This window comes from Streptomyces sp. Inha503, from assembly GCF_047215865.1.
Taxonomy (GTDB): Bacteria; Actinomycetota; Actinomycetes; order Streptomycetales; family Streptomycetaceae; genus Streptomyces; species Streptomyces lycopersici.
Genome location: NZ_CP178360.1, coordinates 9939520 through 9952389, shown reverse-complemented (window position 1 = coordinate 9952389; position 12870 = coordinate 9939520). Strand labels below are relative to the sequence as shown.

Below are 12870 nucleotides of genomic sequence, written 5' to 3'. Positions count from 1 at the left end.
AGTGTGCGCCCTTCGGCGGGCATCACGCACAGAAGCGGACATATCGCCGCGCAGGGAACTGTCAATTCCCGCGCGGCGAAGCCGCTAGATCCGCCGGAGCCCGACCAGCACGCGCTCCATCAGGGAGACATCCGGTACGTCGCCCTCCGTGGAAGCCGTCCGGTGGACGGTGATCAGGCCGTGCTCGGCCATGTCGCCGAGCAGGACCTTGGCCACCCCCAGCGGCACCGAGAGCATGGCCGCCACCTCGGCCACCGACCGCGGCTCCTGGCACAGCGCGATCACCGGGCGGTGGTCCGCCTGAAGGGTGTCCATCGAGCGGTGGCCCAGCTCGGTGGTGGTCACCAGGGTCTCGACCTCGAAGTGGTGGTCGGACCTGGTCCGGCCGCCCGTCCACGAGTAGGCGCGCACCAGCGAGGCCGGGCCCTGGCTCCCGTCGCGCTCGGAATCCCAGACGCCGGACCGCTCCGGCTCCGGCACCCCCCGCGGGAAGGGTTCCCCGGGGTCCTCGGGCCGGGCGTCCCCGCCCCGGCGGCGGGACCCGCCGCCCTCCGGCGCCGCGTCGGACCGGGGTGACTTCCGCCCACGTCGCCCTTTGCCGAAGCTGAAGGCGTTGAGCACGTCGGCGAAGGTCTGTTCGTCCTCCGCCCCCTGTTCTCTCCCAGGTCCCTGCCCGGAAGGGCCTTCACCGGTGCTCATCATCTCCCCGTCCGGCCTATTGGGCTGCTGTCCGCTTGACGCCTCGCAGGTTCAATTCCTGGAGCTCGGCGCGGAGTTCCGGAGTCAGCATTTCGCCGACCTGATCGACCAGTACCGCCATCTCGTACGCCACCTGACCGATCTCGCAATCCGGCGCCGCCAGCACCACGAGACACGAGCCGTCCTTGATCGACATCAGGAGCATGTTCCCGAGCTCCATCTGAATCACTGAGGACCGCACATCACCGGTGTCCAGGCACTGGGCAGCGCCCTGGATCAGGCTGATGGCCCCGGCGGCAATGGTGGCGACCTGCTCGGCCCGATCGGCCGCCAGCCCTTCCGACGCGGTGAGCAACAGCCCGTCGGCCGAGACCACCACGGCGCACGCCACATTGGGCACACGCTCGGTGAAGTTGGTGACCAGCCATCCGAACTGGCTCACCTCCCGCAGCTGGGGTGAGGTCATGGGTTCTTCCTGTCCATCTTCGCTGAGACCTTATGTCTCGTCGCGTCCGTCGGGCTGAGCCCGCCGGATGCCCGACTGGTAATTGCTGAGGAACGAATGGGTGCGACCGGCGTTCCGCCGCGCGGCGGCCTCGTCCGCGGTGGCGCGCGGCGCGGGCCGCTCCCCGGTGGCGCGCGGCTTGTCCCGGTCCGCCGCCTGGCTCTGGCGCGGCACCCGCCGGGGCAGCCCGGCCTGGGTGACGCCGCCCGCCTCCGCGGCACCGGGCCGCTCGTGGACGATCTGGCCGGGTTCGTCCGCGGGGTCCGGCCGACTCTCGTCGGGGGTTCCGGGCGGAGCGGGGTCGGGCCGCCGGGAGACGGCGGACGCCGGAAGGCCCGCGGGCTTCCGGCCGTTGGGCCGGCCATTGGGCGACTCCTCGCCGTGGGAGCCCGCCGGTGCCGTCTCGGGCGATGTGAACCATGGCGAGGGGGCGTCGTCCGGGGCGGTGGGACGCGAACGCCGAGGGGGCGCCGGGGGCTGCCCCGGCGGCTGTGCCGTACGGCGGTCCGCGGTCGTTCCGCCGTCGCCGGACAGGGGGCCGGTCTTCTCCGGTGCGCCCTCGCCGACCGGGGCACCGTCACCGACCGGGGCGCCGTCGACGGCCGGGGCGGGATGGCCCGGCTTGGTGAGGTGACCGGGCTTGGCCGGGTGGCCGGGGGTGGCGGGGCTCCGACGCGGCAGTCCGCCGGTCTGCTGGGCATCGGTGAACGCCCGTGAGGAGCCGGGGCGGGTCGGCAGGGAGCGGCCCGCGTGCTCGGACGCGGCCGGGGCGTCACCGGGGCGCAGCGAGCGGGGGCTGTCGGGCACGCGGCGCGGCAGAGGTGCGGCCGGGGCGCCGCCCAGCTCACGGTGCGGCCGGGCCGGCTCGGACGTCCCGGCGGAGGTCTTCCGGATGGGCAGCGAGCTCTCCCGGCCCGCGATGGCGGGCTTGTCCCCGAGCATCAGCCTGGCCGGTACCAGCACACCCGCGCGCAGTCCGCCACCGGTGTCCCGCTCCGAGATCAGCTCCACGGTGACGCCGTGGCGACGGGCCAGCTGACCGACGACGGTCAAGCCCATCTGCCGGGACGTAGGTACCTCCACGGATGCGTCCCCCGCTACGCGCCGATGAGCCTTGGCCAATTCGGCACCGCTCATCCCAAATCCCTCGTCGCGGACCTCGATCAGTGCGGAACCGTCCAGCCGTAGTGTATTGCTGACGGTCACCTGGGTCTCCGGCGGGGAGAACGCGGTGGCGTTGTCCAGCAGCTCAGCGATCATTCGGGCCAGGTCACCGGCAGCGTACCCGATCACCTCGGCGGTGGGAACGGGCTCCACCACCACCCGCCGGTAGTGCTCGATCTCGGAGACCGCGGCGCGCAGCACACTGTCCAGCTGCACCCGCTGCTCGGAGGGGCGGACCGGGGTGCTGCCGCACAGGACCATCAGGTTCTCGTTGTTGCGCCGCATACGGGTCGCCAGGTGGTCCAGCTTGAAGAGGCTGGCCAGCTGGTCCGGGTCCTCTTCGTGCGACTCCAGCTGCTCCATCAGGCGCAGCAGCCGGTCCACCAGGCTCTGGCTGCGCCGGGAGAGGTTGACCAGGGTGTCGCGCAGATCGCCGCGGAGCGCGGCCTGTTCGGCGGCCAGGCGCACGGCCTGGCCGTGCACCGCGTCGAACGCCCTCGCGAGCTGTCCGAACTCCTCGGTGGTGTGCACGGGCACGGCGCTGATCGCGGTGCTGGACGCCTCGCCCTCGCGGATGCTGGACACCGCCTCCGGGAGCCGGCGCTCGGCCACGTCGAGCGCGGTGGAGCGCAGCACGGTCAGCGACCGCAGCAGATGCCGGGCGATGGCGATACCGATGGCGAAGGCGAGCAGGAGCACGGCGAAGAGCAGCACGGACTCCGCACCGGCCCGGTCGCTGGTCTCGTCCTGGAGCTTGGCGGAGGTCACGCGGAGCCGGTCGGCGAGCCGCTTCTCCACCGTGTTGATGAGGGATCCGTACGCCTCCGAACTGCGGTGCCAGGTGCGGTCGGAGAACGGCGGGGCGTCGGCGCCGTTCCGCCCGGCGTTCGGCGAGCCGGCCCGGGACAGCACGCCGTCCAGCAGCTTGGTGCGCCGTTCGACCTCCGGGCCGGTGACCGTGCGGTCGTAGGCGCGCTGGTCCCCCGCGGTGGCCACGGCGCGGAAGTCGCTCAGCTTGTCCCGCATGCGGATGTCGGACTCCTGGAGCGCCCTGATGAGCCCCGGGTCCTCCAGCGTGCCGGGCTTGGGCGCCACCATGACGATCACATGCTGGAGGTGCACCTGCTCCTGGACCATCTCCAGGTCGTACAGCGCGCTGGCCGGTCCGGACAGCTCGGCGTCACCGAACCCGCTGCCCAGCGCCTGGTCCAGGTCGAGCAGACTGTTGATGATCTTGCTGTACTCGGTCACCGCGGCCCATGGGCGCAGGTCCTTGGAGGTCACCCGTTCACGCAGGTCGGGCAGTCCGTCAAGGAGCTTGGACGCGTCGCGGTAGCGGTTGGCCGAAACCCCCTTCAGACCGCTGGTCCGCATCGTGGTGCGGGTGACGGCGGCCTGAGCTCGGTCCACGCGCTGGGTCTGCCGGCGGAGCATGGCCGGATCGGTGGACCCGCCGTCACCCAGCCGCTCGGCCGACAGGGTGCGCTCCATCTGGAGATCGCCGATCAACGGCCTCAGCCCACCGCGCAGCTTGACCAGCCGCTGCACGTCCGCGTACGAGTTGGCGCGCTCGACGTCGCGCTGGATCTGCACGACGCCCAAGGCCACGGCGAGCAGAGCGGGCACCACCAGAACGGCGCCCAGCTTCACCGGCAGCCGCCAGTTGCGCCACTCCATGACGCCGGCCCACCACGACGGCGAGCGGTCGCGGGCGGCCGCATGCCTGCCCGGGGTCATGAGGCGCCCTCCGCGCTCGGACCGGCTTGCCCACAGGGATGTATCACGATGCCGTTTCTCCTGGGATTTCCCCGGATGGGGAAAGTCGAACGCCCGGCAGGCGCGCCGGCCCATCGCTTCGGCGACGCGCCGGCGCGCCTGCCTTTACTCGAACAACTTGCTGCTTTTCTCGGCCAGTTGATAGAGGCCGTACAGAAACGGCACCGCCACCCACAGCCATGCCACCACCATCACCACGGGGGAACCCGTCGTGGTCGCGTTCGGCGAAGGGCCGTCTGCGTCAGTCACCGGTTTACCGCCTCTCTGCCGGAATGGGATCGGGGGTTTCCTCCGGGGGCGCCGGCTCCTCCCGGGCCACCGGCTCCGGCTCATGGAACTTCGGATTCACCGGACGTACCAGCTCGTTCGCGATGAAGCCGATGACGAGCAGACCCATCATCAGCGAGAACGAGAAGGTGTAGAGAGCCGGGCCGGAGCGCCCGTCCTCATGTGCGGAATCCGCGATGGAATCCACGATGAGCGGTCCGGCGACTCCGGCCACCGACCACGCGGTCAGCAGCCGACCGTGGATCGCGCCGACCTGGTAGGTGCCGAACAGATCCTTGAGGTAGGCCGGAACGGTGGCGAATCCACCGCCGTAGAACGAAAGGATCACCATCGTCGAGGCGACGAACAGCGCGGTGCTGCTGTCCTTCTCGAGCATGATGGTGAGGTAGAGCAGGGCACCGACACCCAGGTACATCCGGTAGATGTTCTTCCGGCCGACCACGTCGGAGACCGAGGACCACACGAAGCGACCGGCCATGTTGGCCAGGGACAGCAGCGCGACGAACCCGGTGGCGGCGCTCGCGCTCACCGGACTCGCCGTGTCGTGGAAGAAGTCCTGGATCATCGGGGCGGCCTTCTCCAGGATCCCGATACCAGCAGTAACGTTCATGCACAGCACGACCCACAGCAGCCAGAACTGCGGTGTCCGCACCGCGTTCTTCGCCGATACGTTCGCGGTGGTGACGAGCCGCTTGCCCGCGTCGACGCGGGGCGTCCAGCCGGCCGGCCGCCAGCCCTCGGGCGGCACCCGCACCAGCACCACGCCCAGCGACATGAACACGGCGTAGGCCAGGCCGTGCACCAGGAACGTCTTGGCGATGCCGCTGGTGTCACTGCCGAACGCCTTCAGCATCTCCGTCGACCAGGGAGAGGCGATCAGCGCGCCACCGCCGAAACCCATGATCGCCGTACCGGTGGCCATGCCCGGCCGGTCCGGGAACCACTTCATCAAGGTGGAAACCGGTGCGATGTACCCGATGCCGAGGCCGACTCCGCCGATGCCGCCGTAGCCGAGGACGACCAGCCAGTAATTGCGCGTGGCGACGCCGAGCGCGGCGATCAGGAAGCCGGTCGAGAAGGCCACGAGCGCCACGAACATGGCCCAGCGCGGCCCCTTCTTCTCCACCAGCGTTCCCCCGAACGCGGCAGAGAGGCCGAGCACCAGAATGCCGATCTGGAACGGGAGGGCGCTAGCGGTTCCCGAGATGTCTAGGGAATCCTCCAGGGGTATCTTGAAGACACTCCAGGCGTACGCCTGGCCGATGGAGAAGTGGATCGCGAGCGCCGCCGGAGGAATCAGCCAACGATTCCAGCCCGCGCCTGCGACGATGCGAGAGCGGTCGAGGAAACCCACAGATCAACCTACCTCCGGCTTCTTGGGAACACCCCCGCAGACTGCATTCCTTGGCCCATCCAAACACCCCGGGGGAGGGGGTGGCGAGCCGGGAGCTGCCGTCATATGCCAATGGCAGACGCGCTGCCCAGGCGGCACGCTCACCGCACTCATGCTCGCGCACGATGGGACGTTCTACCCGGGATGAGGTTCTACCAGTGGCGACACTTGGGACACAACGCCGGGTGCCGAAATGTCCCCCAAGGCGCAACCCTGGGCACCCATCGGCAACCTGACACCAAGTCAAAATGGACAACACGGGAAGGTGAGACAAAGTATTGGTTCAGCGACCTCTCCCGTCATATTCGAGATGACGCCGAGGCCGGACGCACACCCTGACATGCGCCCACCTGCACCGGCGAGGAGCAGGGTGCGACGTTGACTGCGTCCGGTGCCTTACTACACTTGCCGCGTCAAGGGCCCGCCGGTTGCCCTCCCCTGACGCCCGAACGCGGGCGCCCCCGAACCGACGTTTTCGTCAGAAAAACCCCGGAGAAAACCATGAATAAATCGGTGCGATCGCCCGCTTCCTTGCCATCCGAGCGGGCCACCGGAACGGGGTTCGCCGATCGCGGTGACGATATCGGGGAGCCCGACTTCGAGGCGATCCAGCAGAGCCCGGAGTTCAAACTCCTGCGCAAGAGACTGCTCTGGTTCATCTTCCCGATGAGCGCGTTCTTCTTGTGCTGGTACATGACCTTCGTTCTCTTCTCTGCCTACGACCACGACTTCATGAGCCGCAAGGTGTTCGGCGCGGTCAACACCGGCACCGTTTTCGGCCTGCTTCAGTTCGTGACGACCATGGCGATCGTCCTGACATACCGGCGCTTCGCGCGCAAGAAACTTGATCCCCAGGTGGACACGATCCACGAACTGGCGGGGGTCGGCAAGGAATGACAGTGCAGATCGCAGCCCGCGCGACCGGCAGCCCGATAATCAACCTGAGCGTCTTCTTCGCTTTCGTGGTCATCACGCTGTTCATCGTCTACAAGGCCACCAACAGGAATTCGACCACCTCCGACTACTACGCCGCGGGCAGCGCCTTCAGCGGCGTCCAGAACGGCATCGCCCTCTCCGGCGACTTCCTCTCCGCCGCCTCCTTCCTCGGCATCTCCGGAGCGATCGCGGTCCACGGCTACGACGGGTTCCTCTACTCCGTGGGGTGGCTGGTGGCCTGGCTGGTCGCCCTGCTGCTCGTCGGTGAACGGCTCCGTAACACCGGGCGGTTCACGGTCGGCGATGTGATGGCCTACCGCATGAAACAGCGCCCGGTCCGCGCGGCGGCGGCCAACGCCACCCTGGTGATCACGTTCTTCTACATGCTCGCCCAGATGGCCGGCGCGGGTGGTCTGATCGCCCTGCTGCTCAATGTGCACAGCAAGGGCGGGCAGGCCCTCATCATCACCGGCGTCGGCCTCGTCATGGTCTTCTACGTCCTGGTGGGCGGCATGAAGGGCACCACCTGGGTGCAGATCATCAAGGCGGGCCTGCTGCTGATCTGCGTGACCTTCATGAGCGTGTTCCTGCTCGGCAAGTTCGGGTTCAGCCTCTCGGCGATCCTCGACCAGGCGTCGCAGAACAGTCCGCTGGGCGGGGAACTGCTCAACCCGGGTGGCTGGTACGGCAAGGACGCGATGGACCAGCTCGACTTCGTCTCGCTCTCCCTGGCGCTGGTCCTCGGCATCTCCAGCCTGCCGCACGTGCTGATGCGCTTCTACACCGTGCCGGACGCCAAGGAGGCCCGGCGCTCGGTGGTGTGGTGCTCCTGGTCGATGTTCATCTTCTATCTGTCGATCCTGCTCGTCGGGTACGGCGCCACCGCGCTGGTCGGTTCGGACAAGATCGTGAACGCGCCCGGCGGCGAGAACTCCGCGGCCCCGCTGCTCGCCTTCGAGATTGGCGGTGCGATGCTCCTGGGCATCGTCTCCGCGGTGGCCTTCGCGACGATCCTGGCGGTGGTGGCCGGACTGACCCTGGCCGCCTCGGCCTCGTTCGCCCATGACGTGTACGCCAATGTGATCCGGAACGGAAAGGCCGATACGCGGTCCGAGATCCGGGTCGCCCGTCTGACGGCGCTCGTGATCGGCTTCCTGGCCATCCTCGGCGGCATCCTGACCAACGGCCAGAACGTCGCGTTCCTGGTGTCGCTGGCCCTGGCGCTCGCCGCGTCCGCCAATCTGCCGACGATCCTCTACACGCTGTTCTGGAAGCGTTTCAACACGACCGGGACGCTGTGGAGCATCTACGGCGGGCTGGGGTCCGGCCTGGTGCTCATCATCTTCTCCCCCGCCATCTCCGGCAGTTCCACGTCGATCATCAAGGGCGTGGACTTCCACTGGTTCCCGCTCACCAACCCCGGGCTGGTGTCCATTCCGCTCTCCTTCCTCTGCGGCTTCCTCGGCACGGTCTTCAGCAAGGAACCCGCGGACCCCAAGAAGCAGGCGGAGATGGAAGTGCGGTCGCTGACCGGCATCGGTTCGAAGGCGTAGCGCGATCGGGCCGTGGGCGGCCGGGGCCGCCTACGGCCGACGGGTCGTTCCGGGCGTGGTCCCGGTGTCCCTACGGGCCTCAGACGGCACGGCCCGCGCCGAGGAGCTGGGCGACGCCGACCGCCCGCGGGTGGGCACCTTCGCGCCGTCCCGGGGACCGGACGTCTCGCTCCGGGGCCCGCGGCTGGGGCGCTGCCCGGCCGACTCCGACGGGGCGGGCGACACCGAGGGACCGCCGGAAGCCGACGGAAGCGGGGGCGTCGTACGGCCGGTCGCGGGCGGCGGGGCGAGCGGGACCGTCGGGCGCGCGGGCGGCTCGGGTGCCGCCGCGCGGAGCGGCAGCGCGATGAGGGCGGCCACGGCGCAGGACACACCCACCCCGGCCGCGGTGCGGAGCAGCTTGCGGCGGGCCGCGGCGCGGCGGATCGCCTCGTATCGGCCCGGGGGCGGGCCGAGGTAGTCGGAGGGGGGCCGCAGGATCACCGCGAGGGGGTCGTCGGGCTCCCGCTCGGGGCCGATGTGCTCCGGGCCGTCGTCACAGCGTGGGGTCAAGGCTTCTCCTCAGGTGGACGCGGAGCAGTTCCCGGGCCGCGTGGAGGTCGGCCTTGACGGTTCCTTCCTTGCGCCCGGTCAGTACGGACACCTCCCGGATCGGCATGTCAGCGTAGTAGTGCAGCAGGATCGGGACGCGCAGCCGTTCCGGCAGCGACTGCACGAGCAGGCGCACCGACGGGTCGGACGGTTCGGTGTGGGGGCGGACGGCGGCTTCCGTGGTGGCCCGGCGCATGGCCCTGCGCTCGCGCTCCACCTTGCGCCAGTGGTCCCGGACGAGATTGGCCGCGGTGACGTAGAGGAAGCCGCGGGGCTCCTCCACGGACGTCCAGCGGGCCCAGAGCCGGGTGAACGCCTCGGAGGCGATCTCATGGGCCGTCTCGTCGTCGTCGACGAGACGGCGGCACCAGCCGGCCAGGCGCGGGTAGAGGGCGGCGAACAGCTCGGACGCCGCCCTGTCACGGGACCGTTTCAACGCACTCCATGGTCGCGACGGCACTCGGCCGTGAGGGCACTTCGTCAGGGGAGGATCCCGGGCCGCCGGTGTCGGTTCCATGGGCCCGGGATCCGGGGTGGATCAGGGGGCGGCGGATGTCAGCGTGGCGAAAACGATCACGTTGTCGAGGTAGCCGTCGCCGGAGCGGGGGCCGCCACAGGTGATCAGCCGCAGCTCGGGGCGGTCCACGTTCCCGTAGACCTGGTCCGCGGGGAAGTCCGCCTTGGCGACGGTCCGTACCGCGCTGACGTCGAACCGTGCCGCCGTGCGGTTCTCCAGGCGCGCCTCGACGCGGTCGCCCCGGCGCAACCGCGCCAGGTGACGGAAGACCCCGTCGCCGTAGGCACCGACCGTGACATGGCCGAGGATGACCGACGGACCGAGCTGCCCCGGTGTCGGCGAGTGCCGGTACCAGCCCGCGCGGTCATGGGCCGTGACCGACGGGACCGCCACGCTCCCGTCCGGCGCCAGCCCCAGCCGGATGACCGGGGTGTCGACGCCGATGGCCGGGATCCGCAGCCCCACCGGGACCGAACGCCCAAGGGGGCGCGCCGCCTTCACGGGGGTCGGCGGTGGTCTCCTGCCGGAGCTCGGCGCGGCCGTGGTCCGCCGGGCCGGGTGGCCGCCGCAGCCCGCGAGCAGCGAGGCCGTCGCTGCGGTGGCGAAGGCGCGCCTGGAGAACGGGGTCATGCCCCGGTCGCCCGCCGGCGGCGGACGACGAGGACCGCCGCGCCACCCGCGGCGAGCACGGCGGCTGCTCCCCCGCCGATCAGCGCGCCCTCGGTCCCGGACGACGAGGAGGACTCGGCCGTCACTCCGGTGTTCGGCGCGCCCTTCGGCACGACCGCGACCTGGCCGCGGTCCCGCTTCTGGGCCGGTTCCTCCCTCGGGACCGGGGCGGCGGAGGCGGACTTGCGGGCCGGCGCCTGGCTCGGGACCGGGCTGGCGGAGGCCGCGGGGGTACGGCGGGGGGCGGGGGTGGTCGCGTCGTCGGCGAACGCGGGCACGGTGGTGGCCAGTACGGCGGTGCACGCGAGTGTCATCGCGCTGAGGACAGTGCGGCGCATGGAGTCGCTCTCTTTCGTCGGTCCGCCCGGCGGTTCGGCGGGCTGGGTCATGGATCGAGCGGAGAGACGAGGCAGCGGCGCGGCGCGTTGTAAAGAGATGGCAAAGCGTGTCCGCCGGCCCTGCCGGGCCCGGCATTCGGGCAGAAAAACGTCCAGGCCGGTCCGTGCGGACCGGCCTGGACGGCGTGCTCGGAGCGGATCAGACGAGGTCGAACCGGTCCAGGTTCATGACCTTGACCCACGCCGCGACGAAGTCGTGCACGAACTTCTCCTTCGCGTCGTCGCTCGCGTAGACCTCCGCGAGGGCGCGCAGCTCGGAGTTGGAGCCGAAGACGAGGTCGGCACGGGTGCCGGTCCACTTGACCGCGCCCGAGGCGTCACGGCCCTCGAAGGTGGTCTGGTCCTCGGACGTGGACTTCCAGGTCGTGCCCAGGTCGAGCAGGTTGACGAAGAAGTCGTTGGTGAGCTTGCCCGGGGTCTCGGTGAGGACGCCGTGCTTGGACCCGTTGTGGTTCGCGCCCAGCACCCGCAGACCACCGACCAGGACGGTCGTCTCGGGGGCGCTCAGGGTGAGCAGGTTCGCCCGGTCCAGCAGCAGGTACTCGGCCGGCAGGCGGTTGCCCTTGCCGACGTAGTTGCGGAACCCGTCGTACGTCGGCTCCAGCGCGGCGAACGACTCGGCGTCGGTGTGCTCGTCGCCCGCGTCGACACGGCCCGGGGTGAAGGCCACCTCGACCTCGACACCGGCGTCCTTGGCGGCCTTCTCCACGGCGGCGGAGCCACCGAGGACGATCAGGTCGGCCACCGAGACCTTCTTGGCACCGGAGTTGAACTCGCCCTGGATGGTCTCCAGGACGCGCAGGACCTGCGCGAGCTCGTCCGGGTTGTTGACCTCCCAGCCGCGCTGCGGCTCCAGGCGGATCCGGGCGCCGTTGGCGCCACCGCGCTTGTCGCTGCCGCGGAAGGAGGCGGCGGACGCCCAGGCGGTGCCGACCAGCTGCGAGACGGTCAGACCGGAGTCGAGGATCTTGGCCTTGAGCGCCGTGACGTCGGCGGCGTCGATGGCCTCACCCTCGGCCTCGGGCAGCGGGTCCTGCCACAGCAGGGTCTCCTCCGGGACCTCCGGGCCGAGGTACAGCGACTTCGGGCCCATGTCGCGGTGGGTCAGCTTGTACCAGGCGCGGGCGAAGGCGTCCGCGAACTCCTGCGGGTTCTCGTAGAACCGGCGGGAGATCGGCCCGTAGATCGGGTCCAGCTTCAGCGAGAGGTCCGTGGTGAGCATCGTCGGGCGCTGCTTCTTGTTCGGGTCGAAGGCGTCCGGGACGATCTCCGGGGCGTCCTTGGCCACCCACTGGTTGGCGCCGGCCGGGCTCTTGGTGAGCTCGTACTCGTACTCGAAGAGGTTCTTGAAGAACCCGTTGCTCCACTGGGTGGGGGTGGTGGTCCAGGTGACCTCGAGCCCACTGGTGATGGCGTCCTTGCCCGCGCCGGTGCCGTGGGTGCTCTTCCAGCCGAGGCCCAGCTGCTCCATCGGGGCGGCCTCCGGGTCCGGGCCGACGGCGTCGGCGGGGCCCGCGCCGTGGGTCTTGCCGAAGGTGTGGCCACCGGCGATGAGGGCGACGGTCTCCTCGTCGTTCATCGCCATCCGGCGGAACGTCTCACGGATGTCGCGGGCCGCGGCGATCGGGTCCGGGTTGCCGTTGGGGCCCTCCGGGTTGACGTAGATCAGACCCATCTGGACCGCGCCGAGCGGGTTCTCCAGCTCGCGGTCGCCGGTGTAGCGCTCATCGCCGAGCCAGGTGGTCTCCGGGCCCCAGTAGACGTCCTCCTCGGCCTCCCAGACGTCCGCACGGCCGCCGCCGAAGCCGAAGGTCTCAAAGCCCATCGTCTCCAGGGCGACATTGCCGGTGAGGACCATGAGGTCGGCCCAGGAGATGCTCTGGCCGTACTTCTTCTTGACCGGCCACAGCAGACGGCGGGCCTTGTCGAGGCTGGCGTTGTCCGGCCAGCTGTTGAGCGGGGCGAAGCGCTGCTGACCGGCACCGGCGCCGCCGCGGCCGTCGCTGATGCGGTAGGTGCCGGCGCTGTGCCAGGCCATACGGATCATCAGCGGGCCGTAGTTGCCGAAGTCGGCGGGCCACCAGTCCTGCGAGGTGGTCAGCACCTCGGCGATGTCCCGCTTCACCGCCGCGAGGTCGAGGGCCTGGAACGCCTCGGCGTAGTCGAACTCCTCACCCAGCGGGTTCGCCACCGCGGGGTTCTTGGCGAGAATCTTCAGATTGAGCCGGTCCGGCCACCACTGACGGTTGCCGCCGCCCTGCGTGGGGTGCGGAGCACGCCCATGCGCGACCGGGCAGCCCCCCGCCTCCTCTGTCTTCGGGTCTACGACGATTGCCTCATGGTTCTCGGACATGGAAATCCTTCCACGCTAGGGCGGATCA

12 protein-coding genes are annotated in these 12870 nt (G+C 70.1%); 2 read left to right on the top strand and 10 right to left on the bottom strand.

Going from position 1 to position 12870, the window contains the following annotated elements; all coding sequences use genetic code 11:
- Window positions 1-84: 84 nt before the first annotated feature.
- From ACJX2R_RS41680 to ACJX2R_RS41660, 5 genes are all read right to left on the bottom strand, one after another.
- Complete coding sequence (locus tag ACJX2R_RS41680; RefSeq protein ID WP_413104290.1) at window positions 85-621, bottom strand: DUF742 domain-containing protein; 537 nt, start codon at window positions 619-621, stop codon at window positions 85-87.
- Between the two features lie 94 nt (window positions 622-715).
- Window positions 716-1165 (bottom strand): roadblock/LC7 domain-containing protein, encoded by a 450-nt coding sequence (locus ACJX2R_RS41675; RefSeq protein WP_262702539.1) that lies wholly within the window; start codon window positions 1163-1165, stop codon window positions 716-718.
- 30 nt (window positions 1166-1195) lie between these two features.
- Window positions 1196-4105, bottom strand: a complete 2910-nt coding sequence (locus ACJX2R_RS41670; protein ID WP_413104289.1) for a nitrate- and nitrite sensing domain-containing protein — start codon at window positions 4103-4105, stop codon at window positions 1196-1198.
- A gap of 144 nt (window positions 4106-4249) precedes the next feature.
- The gene (locus tag ACJX2R_RS41665) at window positions 4250-4393 is read right to left on the bottom strand and encodes an MFS transporter small subunit (RefSeq protein WP_262702604.1); all 144 of its coding nucleotides are present in this window, start codon (window positions 4391-4393) and stop codon (window positions 4250-4252) included.
- A 4-nt stretch (window positions 4394-4397) separates the two neighbouring features.
- A complete protein-coding gene (locus ACJX2R_RS41660; protein ID WP_413104288.1) occupies window positions 4398-5786 on the bottom strand; it encodes an OFA family MFS transporter in 1389 nt (462 codons plus the stop codon).
- A 540-nt stretch (window positions 5787-6326) separates the two neighbouring features.
- Here ACJX2R_RS41660 and ACJX2R_RS41655 point away from each other — a divergent pair.
- The gene (locus ACJX2R_RS41655) at window positions 6327-6722 is read left to right on the top strand and encodes a DUF485 domain-containing protein (RefSeq protein ID WP_262702542.1); all 396 of its coding nucleotides are present in this window, start codon (window positions 6327-6329) and stop codon (window positions 6720-6722) included.
- Window positions 6719-8314, top strand: a complete 1596-nt coding sequence (locus tag ACJX2R_RS41650) for a cation acetate symporter (RefSeq protein WP_413104287.1) — start codon at window positions 6719-6721, stop codon at window positions 8312-8314. Before ACJX2R_RS41655 ends, ACJX2R_RS41650 begins: the two co-directional genes overlap by 4 nt.
- Before the next feature lie 30 nt (window positions 8315-8344).
- Here the strand turns inward: ACJX2R_RS41650 and ACJX2R_RS41645 are convergent, their stop codons facing one another.
- The 5 genes from ACJX2R_RS41645 to katG all read right to left on the bottom strand — a co-directional run bounded on the left by ACJX2R_RS41645 (window position 8345) and on the right by katG (window position 12842).
- Entirely contained in the window at window positions 8345-8866 is a 522-nt protein-coding gene (locus ACJX2R_RS41645) for a hypothetical protein (RefSeq protein ID WP_413104286.1), read from the bottom strand.
- Window positions 8850-9341 carry an RNA polymerase sigma factor gene (locus tag ACJX2R_RS41640; protein ID WP_046084781.1) on the bottom strand — a complete coding sequence of 164 codons (492 nt, stop codon included), beginning with the start codon at window positions 9339-9341 and terminating at the stop codon, window positions 8850-8852. Before ACJX2R_RS41640 ends, ACJX2R_RS41645 begins: the two co-directional genes overlap by 17 nt.
- Before the next feature lie 102 nt (window positions 9342-9443).
- Window positions 9444-10052, bottom strand: a complete 609-nt coding sequence (locus ACJX2R_RS41635; RefSeq protein ID WP_413104285.1) for a class F sortase — start codon at window positions 10050-10052, stop codon at window positions 9444-9446.
- Window positions 10049-10429, bottom strand: a complete 381-nt coding sequence (locus tag ACJX2R_RS41630) for a Tat pathway signal sequence domain protein (RefSeq protein WP_262702546.1) — start codon at window positions 10427-10429, stop codon at window positions 10049-10051. The genes ACJX2R_RS41635 and ACJX2R_RS41630 overlap by 4 nt, the downstream gene beginning before the upstream one ends.
- A gap of 199 nt (window positions 10430-10628) precedes the next feature.
- Complete coding sequence (katG, locus tag ACJX2R_RS41625) at window positions 10629-12842, bottom strand: catalase/peroxidase HPI (protein WP_413104284.1); 2214 nt, start codon at window positions 12840-12842, stop codon at window positions 10629-10631.
- Between the last annotated feature and the right edge of the window lie 28 nt (window positions 12843-12870).